The organism is Synechococcus sp. MEDNS5 (assembly GCF_014279875.1).
Lineage (GTDB): Bacteria > Cyanobacteriota > Cyanobacteriia > PCC-6307 > Cyanobiaceae > Synechococcus_C.
Map to the genome: position 1 here is coordinate 2,302,043 of NZ_CP047952.1, position 12,957 is coordinate 2,314,999.

Sequence of the window (12,957 nt, forward strand, 5' to 3'; positions counted from 1 at the left end):
ACCCCATCGACGCCCTGACCCCCTCGCCAGCAGTGCTCTGGGAGGCCCCCACTGCGGCTGTTTTGGCAGGAGAAGAACCCGGCTGGCTTCCAGGCCCCTGGCGCTTGATGCTGCTTGGTGATGGCAGCCCAACCAGGCACCTGTGCTTGCTGACCAGCCATCCAGTCGCCGTGCGCGTGAGTGCCATGGAGGCCGACACAGCACTGGACGGCGCGCCTCGGGAAGTGCGTGAACTCAGCCATCCCCTGCTGCGTCGCCAGGTGTGGCTGGAATGCGGCGGCATCACCCTCGCCTGGGCAGAGAGCTGGTGGAACCAGACCGAAGCGGAGCAGCACCTCCAAGACCGCAACTTGCCGATCTGGATCAGCCTCACCCAGGGACGCTCGGAACTGTTCCGAGAAGTGGATGGCCTGGCCCTGGTGACAGCCCCCTGGCTCGAGCAGGGCTTTGGTGAACAGGGACCCTTCTGGAGCCGCCATTACCGCTTCTTCCGCCAGGGGCGGGAACTCACCGTGATCCGGGAGGTGTTCAGCCCAGCCCTGGAACGCTGGCTTGGAGAAGCTCCGCGCCGGCCGCTTCATGCAGCGTCATGAAGAAATCAAGCGTTTGATGGGGATTTGAACTTGACAACTTGCTTGCTGTCGTGCTGAAGCAATCATGCGCCTATCGGCAACGATTCCATGGCGACCTCCAACTGGGTGAACCTCCACGATCTCGGCCGCAGCTTCGGGATCTCCTCCCGTCATTGCGGACGCATGCTCGAGCGGGAAGGCTGGCGGGATCGCCACGGGTGTCCGACCCCTGCAGCACTTGACGTGGGCGCGGCCGAGCAACGTGCTCCCCATAGCAAAGGCCGCTCTGCCCTTTGGAATGTCGAGCTCTGCACCATCGTTCTGGAACGTCAGGGACATCACCCTCTCAGCCGCGACCAGCACGTGAACCAATGGACGGATCTACTGGAAGCCATGGCGGATGGTTCTCCATCCATCACCACAAGCGCCGATCAGATGGCGGAAGAACTTCCGCCCGATCTGGTCGACGCGGTGAACCAGCAACTGAACCGGCGCGGTTGCCGATATCAGGTGCAACGGCAGGTCAGGAAAGCCTGAGAGCCTCGGCCTGCTTGCGAGCCGTTTCCAGCTGCGCCTTGAGGGCCTCCTCATCGGTGTGGCTGAGGTTGGTGTGGATCAGTCGGGCATGGGGAGCATGGCGGCGCAGGCGCTCGATCACCCGATCCGGCGTGGAGTCGCGCACCAGCAGAGCCAGAGCAGCACTGCCCTGGGGCAACGTCTCCGCCAGTTCCTCGAGAAACTTGTCGTTGATTCCGATGTCGTTGAGGGCACCGGAAGCGGCACCGGCGCCAGCCCCCACCGCCGCGCCCAACAGGGGATTGGCGAAGATCAATCCGATGAGCAAACCCCAGAAGGTGCCTCCCATGGCACCGGCTGCGGTCATGTTGATCGCCTGGCGCAGATGCACATGACCATCATCACCGTGCTCCAGAACCACCGCATCCTCCAGGGTGATCAGATGCTCCTGCTGGATGGTGACCAGCTCACGCCGAACCTCCTCAGCCTCAGTGACCTTCGGGAAGCCCACAACCACAAGGTTGCTCATGACCGTTGATTCAGCTGAGCGGAGCCTAGGGGCTATCGAACCTCAGGCTCCGTCGCGCCGACGACTGGAGCGGGGGAAGGAGCGACGAACTGACGCCCGAGACTCTGGAATGGGCGCCGGCGGGGATGTGCTCTCCGAGCGTCGCCAACGTTCAACGCGGAAATCCTCATCGTCGGGCCAGTCCCCCTGAGCGGGTTCTTCTGACGGCAGGGGGCTGGTTTCAGTCGGGGGCATCAACAGCGGTTGCCGCCGCGACATCGCATCCAAGGGACGCTTACCCGAGGGCCGGGGCCTCGCCGCTTCGGAGGGCTCAGGAGCAGACACACCCTCACTCCAGTCGTCGTCTTCATCCAAAAGCCAATCCACCCGATCGCCGACCCACCGGCCCACGGCATCAAGGCGGGATCCGACCTGTGGCCGCCCACCACCACGACGGCCCGGACGGGTGCCGGAGACACCATCCACCAGCTGCCGCCCGGTTTCAATCCATTGATCAAACCGCGAATCCAATGGCTCAGCACCACGCTGGCGGCGTTGTCGACGTGCATCCATCTTCAAACGTTACCGACGTCGGTGCTCCAACCAGCGTTCCCGTTGCAAGCCGATTAAAGCGATGGACACACCGCTGATCTCCAAAACCCAGAGAAACAGATCCATGAGCGTCAGCTCTCCTCTCGGGCCGGCACATAGCCAAGCAGACAACTGGGATGCCAACGACCGCCATGGTGCTGATTGCAGCATTGGCGGCAAGCAGCCTGTTTCAGGCGCCGCCGGTAGGGCGTCTGCCGTCCGCAGCGCGGGCAAACGGCAATCCAGCGCGGTGGTTGCTGGGGAACCGGAAAACGATGGCGAACGCTCACCTCGAAGCGATCTTGAACCGCATTGATGGCCTGCATGCGCGCCAAAAAGTTGGGGCCATGGCTTTCGTTGCTCCTCAGCACGAGATCCACCCAGGCATGAATCATCTCGTGGCAAAGCGTGCTCTCCGTGGCCTCGCGCGGCAGCTGCCCCAACAGGGGCCTCGACAACACGATCTCCCTGCCGAGGGGTGGCGCCACGGAAACACCACGCCGGTAAAGACCGGCGGTGCGCCGAAGCCGGCCATCGCTCCAGCGAACAGCAACTAGGGGCTGATGCCCCTGGCTGAGCGAGCCCTCGAAGTGTTCACGGTTCAACCGATGAAACAGCGGCAGCAACGGCTCGAGCGGCATGGTCGGCAGTCGCCGGACGCGGGAGGCCGACCCAGTCTGCCGCCATCCAGCGGATCGTCAGTCAGAATCGCTGTCCAAATGGCGTGGGCTGATGGATCTGGGTCTGGTGCGGGAAATCGGAAGCAAGGCACTGCTCGCCGGTGGTGGTGCCCTGCTCCTCTACTGGACGATCACCGCGGTGAAACTGGTGCTCAGCGCCCGCGGCATCAATCCCCTGATCAAGCAGTTCTTCACCCAGGTGGCGGCCGGACGGGTGGATGCGGCCTACCTCCTCACCACCAAGACCTACCGCCAGCATGTGAACCGCCAGCAGTTCATCCGCTATCTGGCCGGCCTGAAACTCAATCGCTTCCGCAACCTCAAATCAGGTCGTCCCCGGCTTCAGGAAGGCAACATGATCCTCACGGTGAAACTGATCGCCGAAGACAAAGAGGAGATGCCGCTCGATTTCACCTTCACCAAGGTGGACGACAACTGGAAGATCGACCGCATCGCCACCGTCAACGCCAACGTCAAGAGCTGACTGCCCGTCCGTGTCCACTTCCATGCCGCAGGGTTCGAGGGAGCGCGCCGCTGAACTGAGGCAGCTTCTCAACAGAGCAGCGCACGCTTATTACGTGCTTGATGCTCCCGACCTCGAGGATGCGGTTTACGACAGGCTTTACCGGGAACTGCTCGATCTCGAAGCTGCTTATCCAGAGCTGGTTGAGACCGACAGTCCCACCCAACGCGTGGGCGGCTCTCCGTCCGAGGGCTTTCGCAGCGTCACCCACCGCATCCCTCTGTTCAGCCTCGACAATGCATTCAGTGCTGACGAGCTGCGGAGCTGGTACACCCGACTGATCAAGGTGCTCGACCGTGAGCCCCCATCAGGATCCCCCCTGCCGGCCCTGGCAATGGTCGGAGAACTGAAAATCGATGGCAATGCCCTAGCGCTGAGCTACGACAACGGCGTGTTGGTGCGCGCAGCGACCCGTGGTGACGGCGATCAAGGAGAAGAGATCACGGCCAACGTGCGCACCATCGCCTCCATTCCCCTGCGCCTGCACCTCGACCCCCCACCCGCCTGGGTGGAGGTGCGAGGCGAAGCCTTAATCCCTGACAGCACCTTTGCCGCCATCAATGGGGAACGGGCCGCTCGCGACGAGCCCCTCTTCGCCAATCCCCGCAATGCCTGCGCCGGAACCCTGCGTCAGCTGGACCCGAAGGTGGTGGCCGCAAGACGCCTCGACTTCTTTGCTTACACCCTTCATCTGCCCGAGGACTGGTCGGGGAAACGCCCCGCCAGCCAGTGGGAAAGCCTGCGCTGGTTGGAGGATGCAGGCTTCCGCGTTAACCCCAACGCCGCCCTGCTCCCAGACGTTGACTCCGTTGAGCAGTTTTTCGGCGACTGGGACAGCCGGCGCCACGATCTCAACTACGCCACCGACGGGGTTGTGGTGAAACTCAATGACCTGCGCCTGCAGGACGCTGCTGGCTTCACCCAGAAAGCGCCTCGCTGGGCCATCGCTCTCAAGTACCCCGCGGAGGAAGCGCCCAGCCGCTTGCTCAAACTCACCTGTCAGGTGGGCCGCACCGGGGTGGTAACGCCCGTTGCCGAATTCGAGCCAGTTTCCTTGGCGGGCACGAGCGTCAGTCGCGCCACCCTGCACAACGCCGATCGGCTCCAGGAGCTTGACCTGCACAGCGGCGACACCATCATCGTGCGCAAGGCAGGGGAGATCATTCCTGAAGTGCTGCGGGTTCTCCCCGAACTGCGTCCGGAGGGTGCCCTGCCCTTGGAATTGCCGCAACACTGCCCGTCCTGCGGATCGGATCTCGTGCGCGAAAGCGGAGAGGCTGCCACACGCTGTGTGAACAGCAGTTGCCCTGCCATCCTGAGTGGCGCCCTGCGCCACTGGGTGAGCAAGGGCGCACTGGATGTGGATGGCCTCGGCAGCAAGCTGATTGAACAGCTTGTCGAGCGCGGCCTTGTGCGCTCGATCGCCGACCTTTACCGCCTCGACACCGCCCTGCTCACAAGCCTGGAGCGCATGGGTGAGAAAAGTGCCGGCAATCTGGTGGCCGCTCTGGCCCAATCCCGCGCGCAGCCTTGGTCACGCCAGCTCTATGGGCTGGGGATCCATCACGTGGGCGAGGTGATTGCCAAGGCCCTGGCCTCCGCCTTTACCGAAGCAGACAGCCTCGCTGACGCAGCCATTTTCCAGCCGGAGGCGATCACCGGTTTGCACGGCATTGGTCCGGAAATCGCCCAGAGCCTGCAGCAGTGGTTCAGCACATCGGCAAACCAGGATCTGCTTCAGCAACTGCGCGATGTCGGCCTGACACTGGCAGCCTCGGATCAGGAGCGACAAGCACTGGCGGATCGCAGCAACGGCAGCGGACACCTAAGCGGCCAGACCTTTGTGCTCACCGGCACCCTGCCCTCGCTCTCCCGCTCTCAGGCCCAGGCCTTGATCGAAGGGGCAGGGGGCAAAGTGAGCGGATCTGTCAGCAAAAAAACCAGTTTCGTGGTGGCTGGTGAGGACGCGGGCAGCAAACTGGAGAAGGCCAGGAGCCTCGGCATCAGCGTGCTCGATGAAGCAGGTCTGATGCAGTTGCTTGACAGCAACGGAGTTTGACTCGCAAGCCCCGCGGGTCTGATCACAGAGGGCCTGGACTGAAGACCTGACCTTGGATGACGTCAAGACCAAGATCAGCGTGATCCCTAATCAGAGCTTTAAATACAGCGAAACGTCGCAGCCATCGCCGTGAACAATCAGGATCAACAGCGGCCCTCGGTGTTTCGTTGGATCAAAACCGACTGCGGGCGCGCCAAATATGCCGACCTGAGTGCACGCAAGGGATTGCGGGCCAGAGGCCGGTTGATCTGGTTTGTGCTGATCGCCGCAGTCCGCGACTGGCGCCTCGCGGATCCTGATTAACCCGCCGGGTCCTGATCAAGCTCAGATCCCTCCTGCAGGGCCTTGCGAGCAGCGCGACCCACCAGCCACACAACCGCAACGGTGGCCAGCACACCGACAACCCGCAACACCCAGGCCTGAGGGGACGTCTCCCCAGCCAACACCTCCCCGAAACGCGCAGCGCTTCCAGCCAATGCACCCAGTGCGCAGAACAGGATCGTGCCAGGAATGATGCCGATCAGGCCCAGGTTGTAATCCCGCAGGCTCACGTCGCTGAGTCCATAGGCGAGGTTCAGCAAAGAGAACGGAAAAGCCGGAGACAACCGGGTGAGCAGAACCAGCCTGAACCCTTCACGGCTCACCGCCTTTTCGATTGCGAGCAGTTTTGGGAAGCGCTTGAGGCGACGTTGTGCCCAGCCACGCAAACGGTGACGCCCCAGCAGGAAAGCGGCTTCCGCCCCGAGCGTGGCTCCAGCGAACACGATCAGGCTTCCCCACCAGGTGCCGTAGAGCGCACCCGCCAGCATCGAAGCCCAGATGCCAGGCAAGAGCACGGTGACCCAAACCGCATACAGGGGGATAAACACCAGGGCTCCTAACGGAGACTGCAGCCACTGCAGAACGGCCTCCGTGCTCAGCAGATCACTCGCCATTCCCTCTCCCAAGACCAACAACCGTTCCATGGGTATGGCCTTCAGCGCAAGTGCAAAGATTTGGCATCACGGGATCTCTGGGTTCACTATGGAGCTCGGGTACAACCGATGGCGACACCGTGCTGATGCAATAGAAGACCGATGAAACGAAAGCTTGGGCAACGTTTATTAATCCGTAGGTTTCAGCTTCTTGGCTTGGCAGGAGCGGTTCTGCTGCTCAGCGCTTGCAGCGGCAGTGACGAATCCCGCTCCACCTTGCTGCGGGTCGTACGCACGTTGCCCGGCAACGAAGTGGTGACCGGGGAGGAAAGCGCACGCGATCGCAAACTGCTGCGTGATTTTCAGACCAATTTGCGCGCTGTGATCCCCGGACTGCGCATCCAACCCTCCCTTTATTCGGAAACCAGCGTCCTGACAGACCTGCAACGCCAAACCAACAGTGGACTGGGGCCCGACCTGGTGATCAGCGACGCCCAGACCATCCAGACCCTGTTCGCGGCACGCTTACTCGATCCCGTCCCGGTCACGCCTGAACAACGCCAGGCCATTCCAGCGGAGCTGCTCGCACGTGTGAGCACAAGCGACGGAACAATCACTGGCTTGCCGGTGTCCCAGTACATCCAAATGGCCTGCTACGACAAACGCAAACTCAAAAGTGCACCCAAAACTCTGCGGGACCTGGCCCAACAAAGCAGTGAGGGCATCATTTTCGGCCTCACCCAGAACTTCGAGAATCTCTATTGGAGTGTGGGCAGCTATGGCGCTGCAAATGCCTTGATCAGTTCCCTGCGTGGGGAGACACCAACAACGCAGGATGTGAACCAGCTGGTGCAATGGCTCACCTGGCTCCAAGCAGCCAGCTTTCAGCAGAACGTTCTGTTCCTGAACGATCAGGCCACCCTCAGGCAACAGCTGATCAAGGGCAATCTGCACTGGATCAGCTGCTGGAGCTCCCAGCTGCCCCAACTGCGCGAGGCCCTCAAAGACAATCTCGGCGTTGGGCTGTTACCAGCAGGGCCAGCAGGAAAAGCCACACCGGTGAGCCGACTGCAGGTGTGGGGACTCGGACACAATTCCAGCCATCAACAACGGCTGAAAAGCGAAGAACTGATGCAATTCATCGTTCTTCCCTGGGCCCAGAAAACATGGGCCCTGCGGTATCGCACCTCCTATCCGGTCAACCCTGCCGCGGCACAAATCATCAATCGCGAAATCCCTGGAACCCAAGACCTTTACCTCAGCACCAACCAAGAGGATGTACACATTGGCGATGAAATCAGAGCAGCTCTCAATCAAGATCCCAAACTCGAGCAAGCGATGCAATTCACACTCAATGATGTGATTTTTGGCACAGAAACCCCAAGCCAAGCCGCCGCAACACTGAGCAGCGAACTGGGACCATCGTCATGACCATCACCCCCCTGCTTCTGACGGTTTCCCCCACGGACATTCTCGTGGAAATGCTGAGCTGGCTGGCTTTTTTGCAGCGCTGGTCGGTACTGTCCCAGCTGCTTGTGCTGGCCGTGATTGTGCTTTTGGCACGCACACGCAGCCTTCAACTTCATTTCAATCGTTACCGGTTACATCAACAGGTTCCAGAAGCGCTCCGTGTTCTACTCGGCCCCGCGCTGATCCTGATTCTCGCGGCAGTTTTTGCCGCATGCCAAGCACCCTTCGGCCTGTTGCGTTATTTCGGGCTGCTCTGGCTGGGCTGGAATCTGTTCACACCCTTGAAATTACTGGTTCAACGTGTCAATCCACAGTTCCCGATCGAAGAGCTTGAAAGCACATTTTTCAAACCGGTTTATGTGATTACAGCCACCGTTTCAATGCTGAGCCTTTTGGGCAGCCGCGCCAATCTCGCACGGGTCGGCATCGCCAACCTCTTTGGTGTTGAGATCACCTTAGGCAAGGTTTATACAGCGATTGTGGCGATTTACCTGATCGTGACGATTGCATCACGCCCTGCAGCACTGATGGCCTGGGTCAGCGGCACGATCTTCGGGGTGCGTCAGCAGAACCGACGTGGCATGGAATTGCTGTTCCGCTACAGCGTGATCGCCATCGGCATCGTGAGCGTGGCGTACTACATCGGCATCAATGGCAATGCATTCATCGCCATCGCCGGTGGTTTATCGGTAGGCATCGGTTTCGGAATCAAGGAAATCATCTCCAATTTCATCAGCAGCATCTGGTTGCTGTTTGAAGGCTCCGTACGTCCAGGCGAGATTTTGATGATCAATGGAGATCCCTGCACTGTGCGCAAGCTCGGACTGAGAGCCACGCAGCTGAGGCGCGGACGTGACGGCGCCGAGCTGCTGATCCCGAACCAAACCTTCTTCACGCAGGAAGCAGCGTCGTACACAGCAGCTGAAACGGCACGTCGCGACAGCGTTGAAGTCGGCGCTGCCTACGACCACGATCCCGACCGGGTGATTGACCTGCTGCTCGCCATTGCAGAAGAGCATCCCAAAGTGAAGAAATACCCACCAGCGGCGGCTTTCGTAACGGACTTTGCCGATTCATCGATCAACTACAAGGTGCTGTTCTGGGTGGCCAACCCTCTGGATGCCTTCGCAGTGGGCAGTGATCTGCGCAGGGAGATCTGGAAACGATTCGAGAAAGAAGGGATCACCATTCCCTTCCCTCAGCGCCAGGTGTATCCCATGCAATGGCCTCCAAGCCTGCAGCAGAGCCTGCCGTCCGGGCCGACCACTGATCAGGAATCACCGGAGGAGAAACCAACAGGACACGGCTAAAATCCCGACCCTTGTCGCGCTAGACCCATTCAGGACTTTCAGCAACTGACGACAGCCACGGTTGAACGCGTGGAATTTTTTCAGACCAACTTGGGGCTCCTGGTCGGAACCGTGGTCTTAGTTGTGGCCTGGTTTCTGCTGCAACTGCTGAGCCGACACGGGCGCAACATCGGCAGCCTGATCTCACGCAGTCTGAGGCGACCGGTGCTGATCGGCCTGGGCGTGTCGCTGTATGGCACCTGGATCACCCACTGGATCGACAAGCGCGTCGACCTGGTGGATCCCACCACACTGAACCGTCTTTCAGCAACTCTGCTGATCCTCACCATCAGCTGGGCGGCCCTGAACGTCGGGCACGTCATTCTCCAGTCGGGATCGATGCGTCGCTGGATGCAGATGGACGACGAGCAGGACAAATCCATGCTCATCAATCTGCTGAGACGCCTGTTCACGATTCTCGTGCTGCTGATTACCACAGCGATGTTGATGGTGAACTTCGGCATTCCGTCCGCCGCCATCGCCACCTTGCTGGGCGGCGCTGGCATCGGCTTCACCTTTGCCACACAGCAGATCAGCCAGAATTTCCTCTCCGGCTTCATGCTCTTCTTCAATCGGCCCTTCAAAGAAGGGGATTGGATCAACGTCGACGAAATGCAGGGAACCGTGGAATCCATCGGCTGGTATTACACAAGAATCCGCACCTTCGATCGCAGACCGTTAAACATTCCCAACTCGGTTTTTGCCACGAAACCGATTGAAAACCCAGGCCAGATGTACAACAGGCGAATTCTCGCCAACATCAGCCTTCGCTATGAGGACATTGACAAAATCGCCGGAGTCACCGAGGAGGTCAGAGACCACCTGAAGCATCATCCTCAGATCGACCAGACGCAGATCATTCTGGTGAATTTCAACCAGTGGGATGCATCATCCATCAACATGATGGTGTACTGCTTCACCAAAACGACAGCATGGGCTGAATGGCTGTCGATTCAACAATCAATTTTTCTCGATATTGCCGGCATCGTGAAAGGCAGGGGTGCTGATTTTGCCTTCAATTGCATGACTCTCTACCCGGCAGCGACCAGCCATCCAAACCAATGGTCCGAATTCCTTCCCCAGAATGCATCTTGAACTTGCCCGGTCGTGTCAACTCGACGCCGAAGTGTAGGAGCGCAGTGCAAACAGCCAGAAAGCCCGCGCCGCTGAAAAGAACAACGCAGCCAATCCACACCCCGCCAGCAGCATCGGTGCGGCGGCTTGTCCAAGCAATACCTGGGCGGGAACCGTGGTGAGAAAGGCCACCGGCAACACCAATGTGAAGAGCAGGCGCAGGGCCGGCGGATAGGCATTGAGGGGGTAGCGGCCCGAGGCCAGAAGAGCTCGTAACACCTCCGTGGCATTCCAGGTTTTGACGAACCAGATGCTGGTGGCAGCGATCAGAAACCACAGTGAATAAAGAATCAAACCACCGGCCAGCAGCATCACCAACACGGTAAAAAAGGAGAAAAGCGTGAGCACCACACCGGCCTGATGGCTGCCCCAGGCCAAAAGCCCAAGCCCCAGACCGATCTCTGGTAGACCCGCCGGCGACAGCGTGCGCAACGACAACCAGAACTGACTGTCGATCGGTTTGAGCAGCACGAAGTCGAGCGTTCCCTCGCGCACATGGGTGACAATCGCGCCGAGATTGGGGCGCAGCCAGGTGGTGGCCATGCCGTCGAACACGGTGTAGAGACCCTGCACCATCAGAGCCTGGGCCCAGCTCCAGTCCCCCAGAGTCTGCTGCGGTCCATAAAAGAGCGAAAGCAGAAACAGACTGCCGCTGAGGCTCATCGCCACCGCCAGCAGCTCGATCAACACGTTGGCCTGGTACTCCAGCTGCACCGCCACGGCCGTGCCCCAGAAGCGACGCAGGGTTCGCCAGTACCGTCCCATCAGGCCCCCATGGCGCTATAGCGCCGCACGCCGGCGCGCCAGAGCAGCAGCAGCAAGGGCAGCAACACGGCGATCCAGGCCAGCTGCGCCCCGAAGCCCGCCATCAGGTCCACCGGCTGGCCCGCCAGCACCCGCGCAGGAAAATCGATCAGGTACGGAAACGGCGTCCACTGAGCCCAGGCCCGCACCGCCGGCGGGAAGGCCGTGAGCGGTGCCAGCAGACCGGAAAGGAACAGAAAAGGGATGAACTGAAGCCGCTCCAGGGCACTGGCCTTCTCACTCCAGAAACAGAGGGCGGCCAACAGGCTCTGGAACAGAAAGGCGATGGCAAAGGCCATCCAGGTGGCCAGCCAGGCCAGCAGAAAGCCTCCCACCGAGGGCTGCCAGAAGGCCTGGGGCTGCACCGCAAAGAACACCGCCGCGATCAGGGCGGCAAAAGGCAGACGGGTGAGCTGTTCACCGAGATGGGCCGCCACATAACGCCAGAGCGGGTGCAGCGGTTGCAGCAGGTAGGGCGACAGCCGGCCCTGCAGCGCATCCTCCTCAAAGTCGTACACCACCCACACCACCGAGAACTGGCGCACCAGAAAGGCACTGAGGAAATAGCGATCCAGGGCCACACCATCGAGCCCCAGCCCCAAGCGCGCGTCGCTGCCACTCCAGACGCTGAGCATGATGAACGGCAGCACACCCGAGAGGGCCCAGAGGGCGATCTCAGCGCGGTACTCGAGCATGTGGGCGTACTGGGTGCCCAGCAGCACCCGGATGATCCGCCGGTTCAAGCCGAAGATCCGCATCAGACGCGCCCCTGGCGGAACAGGCCACCGATCAGTTCTTCAATCGGAGGATCGGTCACATCCAGATCGCGCACCGCAAAACGATCCAGCAGCTGAGCCACCACGGCGGTGAGCTGATCGCGGGGCACCAACAGCCGCACGTCACACCCCTCCATCAACTCCAACCGTCCCAGACCGGCGAAGAGCGAAGGATCAACCGGCGCCTCCAGCTCCAGCCGCACCTCCCGCTCCGGCGCCAGCTGTTCAGCCAGGGAGTCCAGCGGCCCGTCGTGGAACAACCGCCCCTTGTGGATCAGCAGCACCCGGGGACACAACGCCGTGATGTCGGCCATGTAGTGGCTGGTGAGCAGCACGGTCGCCCCCGTGCGGCGGTTGTAGTCGGCCAGGAACTGGCGCACGCGGACCTGGGCGTTCACATCCAGCCCCAGGGTCGGTTCATCGAGGAACAACACCTGCGGCTCATGCAGCAGCGCCGCCAGCAGTTCGGCCTTCATCCGCTGGCCTAAGGAAAGCTTGCGCACCGGCCGGGTGAGCTCCTCCCCCAGCTCCAGCAGATCGGCCAACTCGCTGATGCGCCGCCGGGCCACAGCATCGGGGATTCCGTAGACCGCCGCATTCACCCGCAGCGAGTCCATCGGCGGCAGGTCCCAGAGCAGTTGCTGCTTCTGCCCCATCACCAGAGTGATCCGTCTGAGGAACTCCGCCTGGCGGCGCTGGGGACTGAACCCCGCCACCTGCACCGCGCCGCTGCTGGGGTGAATCAAGCCGCAGAGCATCTTCAAGGTGGTGGTTTTGCCGGCCCCGTTGGCACCGAGAAAGCCCACCATCTCGCCGGGCTCAATCCGGAAGGAGACGTCCTGCACCGCTGTCACGTCCCGGGTGCGGCGGCGGACGAAATGGCGCAGGGTGCCGGCCAGCCCGGGCTGCTTCTCGGCAACCCGGTAGATCTTGCTCAGGCCATCAACACAGATCAGCGTCATTGAAAGAATTGACGTGTTGTTGTTTGCATGGACTAAAAGACCGACTGCCTGAGCTGCAATCCAGACGATTATGAAGGATCAATTTAGACAAGCAAAACG

Annotated in this window: 15 protein-coding genes; 8 read left to right on the top strand and 7 right to left on the bottom strand. The window is 60.9% G+C overall.

Annotated elements, in window-relative coordinates; all coding sequences use genetic code 11:
• The first annotated feature begins 32 nt into the window (after positions 1-32).
• Complete coding sequence (locus SynMEDNS5_RS12355; RefSeq protein WP_186583634.1) at positions 33-593, top strand: chorismate lyase; 561 nt, start codon at positions 33-35, stop codon at positions 591-593.
• An 87-nt stretch (positions 594-680) separates the two neighbouring features.
• A complete protein-coding gene (locus SynMEDNS5_RS12360; RefSeq protein WP_186583635.1) occupies positions 681-1,109 on the top strand; it encodes a hypothetical protein in 429 nt (142 codons plus the stop codon).
• On the opposite strand, the gene SynMEDNS5_RS12365 is transcribed toward SynMEDNS5_RS12360, so the two are convergent.
• The 3 genes from SynMEDNS5_RS12365 to SynMEDNS5_RS12375 all read right to left on the bottom strand — a co-directional run bounded on the left by SynMEDNS5_RS12365 (position 1,096) and on the right by SynMEDNS5_RS12375 (position 2,828).
• Positions 1,096-1,617 carry a DUF1269 domain-containing protein gene (locus SynMEDNS5_RS12365; protein WP_186583636.1) on the bottom strand — a complete coding sequence of 174 codons (522 nt, stop codon included), beginning with the start codon at positions 1,615-1,617 and terminating at the stop codon, positions 1,096-1,098. The two genes, SynMEDNS5_RS12360 and SynMEDNS5_RS12365, sit on opposite strands and share 14 nt — an antisense overlap.
• A 42-nt stretch (positions 1,618-1,659) precedes the next feature.
• A complete protein-coding gene (locus SynMEDNS5_RS12370) occupies positions 1,660-2,169 on the bottom strand; it encodes an RNA helicase (protein WP_186583637.1) in 510 nt (169 codons plus the stop codon).
• Between the two features lie 110 nt (positions 2,170-2,279).
• Positions 2,280-2,828 (bottom strand): SprT family zinc-dependent metalloprotease, encoded by a 549-nt coding sequence (locus tag SynMEDNS5_RS12375; protein ID WP_186583638.1) that lies wholly within the window; start codon positions 2,826-2,828, stop codon positions 2,280-2,282.
• Between the two features lie 91 nt (positions 2,829-2,919).
• Between SynMEDNS5_RS12375 and SynMEDNS5_RS12380 the strand changes: the two genes are divergently transcribed.
• The 3 genes from SynMEDNS5_RS12380 to SynMEDNS5_RS12390 all read left to right on the top strand — a co-directional run bounded on the left by SynMEDNS5_RS12380 (position 2,920) and on the right by SynMEDNS5_RS12390 (position 5,752).
• On the top strand, positions 2,920-3,351 hold the full coding sequence (locus SynMEDNS5_RS12380) for a hypothetical protein (protein WP_038005324.1): 432 nt from the start codon (positions 2,920-2,922) through the stop codon (positions 3,349-3,351).
• A 22-nt stretch (positions 3,352-3,373) separates the two neighbouring features.
• On the top strand, positions 3,374-5,449 hold the full coding sequence (gene ligA / locus SynMEDNS5_RS12385; protein ID WP_186583639.1) for an NAD-dependent DNA ligase LigA: 2,076 nt from the start codon (positions 3,374-3,376) through the stop codon (positions 5,447-5,449).
• 129 nt (positions 5,450-5,578) lie between these two features.
• Entirely contained in the window at positions 5,579-5,752 is a 174-nt protein-coding gene (locus SynMEDNS5_RS12390) for a hypothetical protein (protein ID WP_186583640.1), read from the top strand.
• Here SynMEDNS5_RS12390 and SynMEDNS5_RS12395 read toward each other — a convergent pair.
• Positions 5,749-6,384, bottom strand: coding sequence for a TVP38/TMEM64 family protein (locus tag SynMEDNS5_RS12395; protein WP_186586009.1), 636 nt, complete (start codon positions 6,382-6,384; stop codon positions 5,749-5,751). The genes SynMEDNS5_RS12390 and SynMEDNS5_RS12395 overlap by 4 nt on opposite strands.
• Positions 6,385-6,579: 195 nt before the next feature.
• Here SynMEDNS5_RS12395 and SynMEDNS5_RS12400 point away from each other — a divergent pair, with 195 nt between their 5' ends.
• From SynMEDNS5_RS12400 to SynMEDNS5_RS12410, 3 genes are all read left to right on the top strand, one after another.
• Positions 6,580-7,794 carry an ABC transporter substrate-binding protein gene (locus tag SynMEDNS5_RS12400; RefSeq protein ID WP_186583641.1) on the top strand — a complete coding sequence of 405 codons (1,215 nt, stop codon included), beginning with the start codon at positions 6,580-6,582 and terminating at the stop codon, positions 7,792-7,794.
• Positions 7,791-9,143, top strand: coding sequence for a mechanosensitive ion channel family protein (locus tag SynMEDNS5_RS12405; protein ID WP_186583642.1), 1,353 nt, complete (start codon positions 7,791-7,793; stop codon positions 9,141-9,143). Before SynMEDNS5_RS12400 ends, SynMEDNS5_RS12405 begins: the two co-directional genes overlap by 4 nt.
• A gap of 69 nt (positions 9,144-9,212) precedes the next feature.
• Positions 9,213-10,277, top strand: coding sequence for a mechanosensitive ion channel family protein (locus tag SynMEDNS5_RS12410; protein WP_186583643.1), 1,065 nt, complete (start codon positions 9,213-9,215; stop codon positions 10,275-10,277).
• Positions 10,278-10,292: 15 nt separating this feature from the next.
• Here SynMEDNS5_RS12410 and SynMEDNS5_RS12415 read toward each other — a convergent pair whose 3' ends face one another.
• From SynMEDNS5_RS12415 to SynMEDNS5_RS12425, 3 genes are read right to left on the bottom strand one after another with little or no spacing between them, the layout of a single operon-like run.
• Positions 10,293-11,081 carry an ABC transporter permease gene (locus SynMEDNS5_RS12415; protein ID WP_186583644.1) on the bottom strand — a complete coding sequence of 263 codons (789 nt, stop codon included), beginning with the start codon at positions 11,079-11,081 and terminating at the stop codon, positions 10,293-10,295.
• Entirely contained in the window at positions 11,081-11,878 is a 798-nt protein-coding gene (locus SynMEDNS5_RS12420) for an ABC-2 family transporter protein (RefSeq protein WP_186583645.1), read from the bottom strand. The genes SynMEDNS5_RS12415 and SynMEDNS5_RS12420 overlap by 1 nt, the downstream gene beginning before the upstream one ends.
• A complete protein-coding gene (locus SynMEDNS5_RS12425) occupies positions 11,878-12,852 on the bottom strand; it encodes an ATP-binding cassette domain-containing protein (protein ID WP_186586010.1) in 975 nt (324 codons plus the stop codon). Before SynMEDNS5_RS12425 ends, SynMEDNS5_RS12420 begins: the two co-directional genes overlap by 1 nt.
• Positions 12,853-12,957 lie beyond the last annotated feature (105 nt).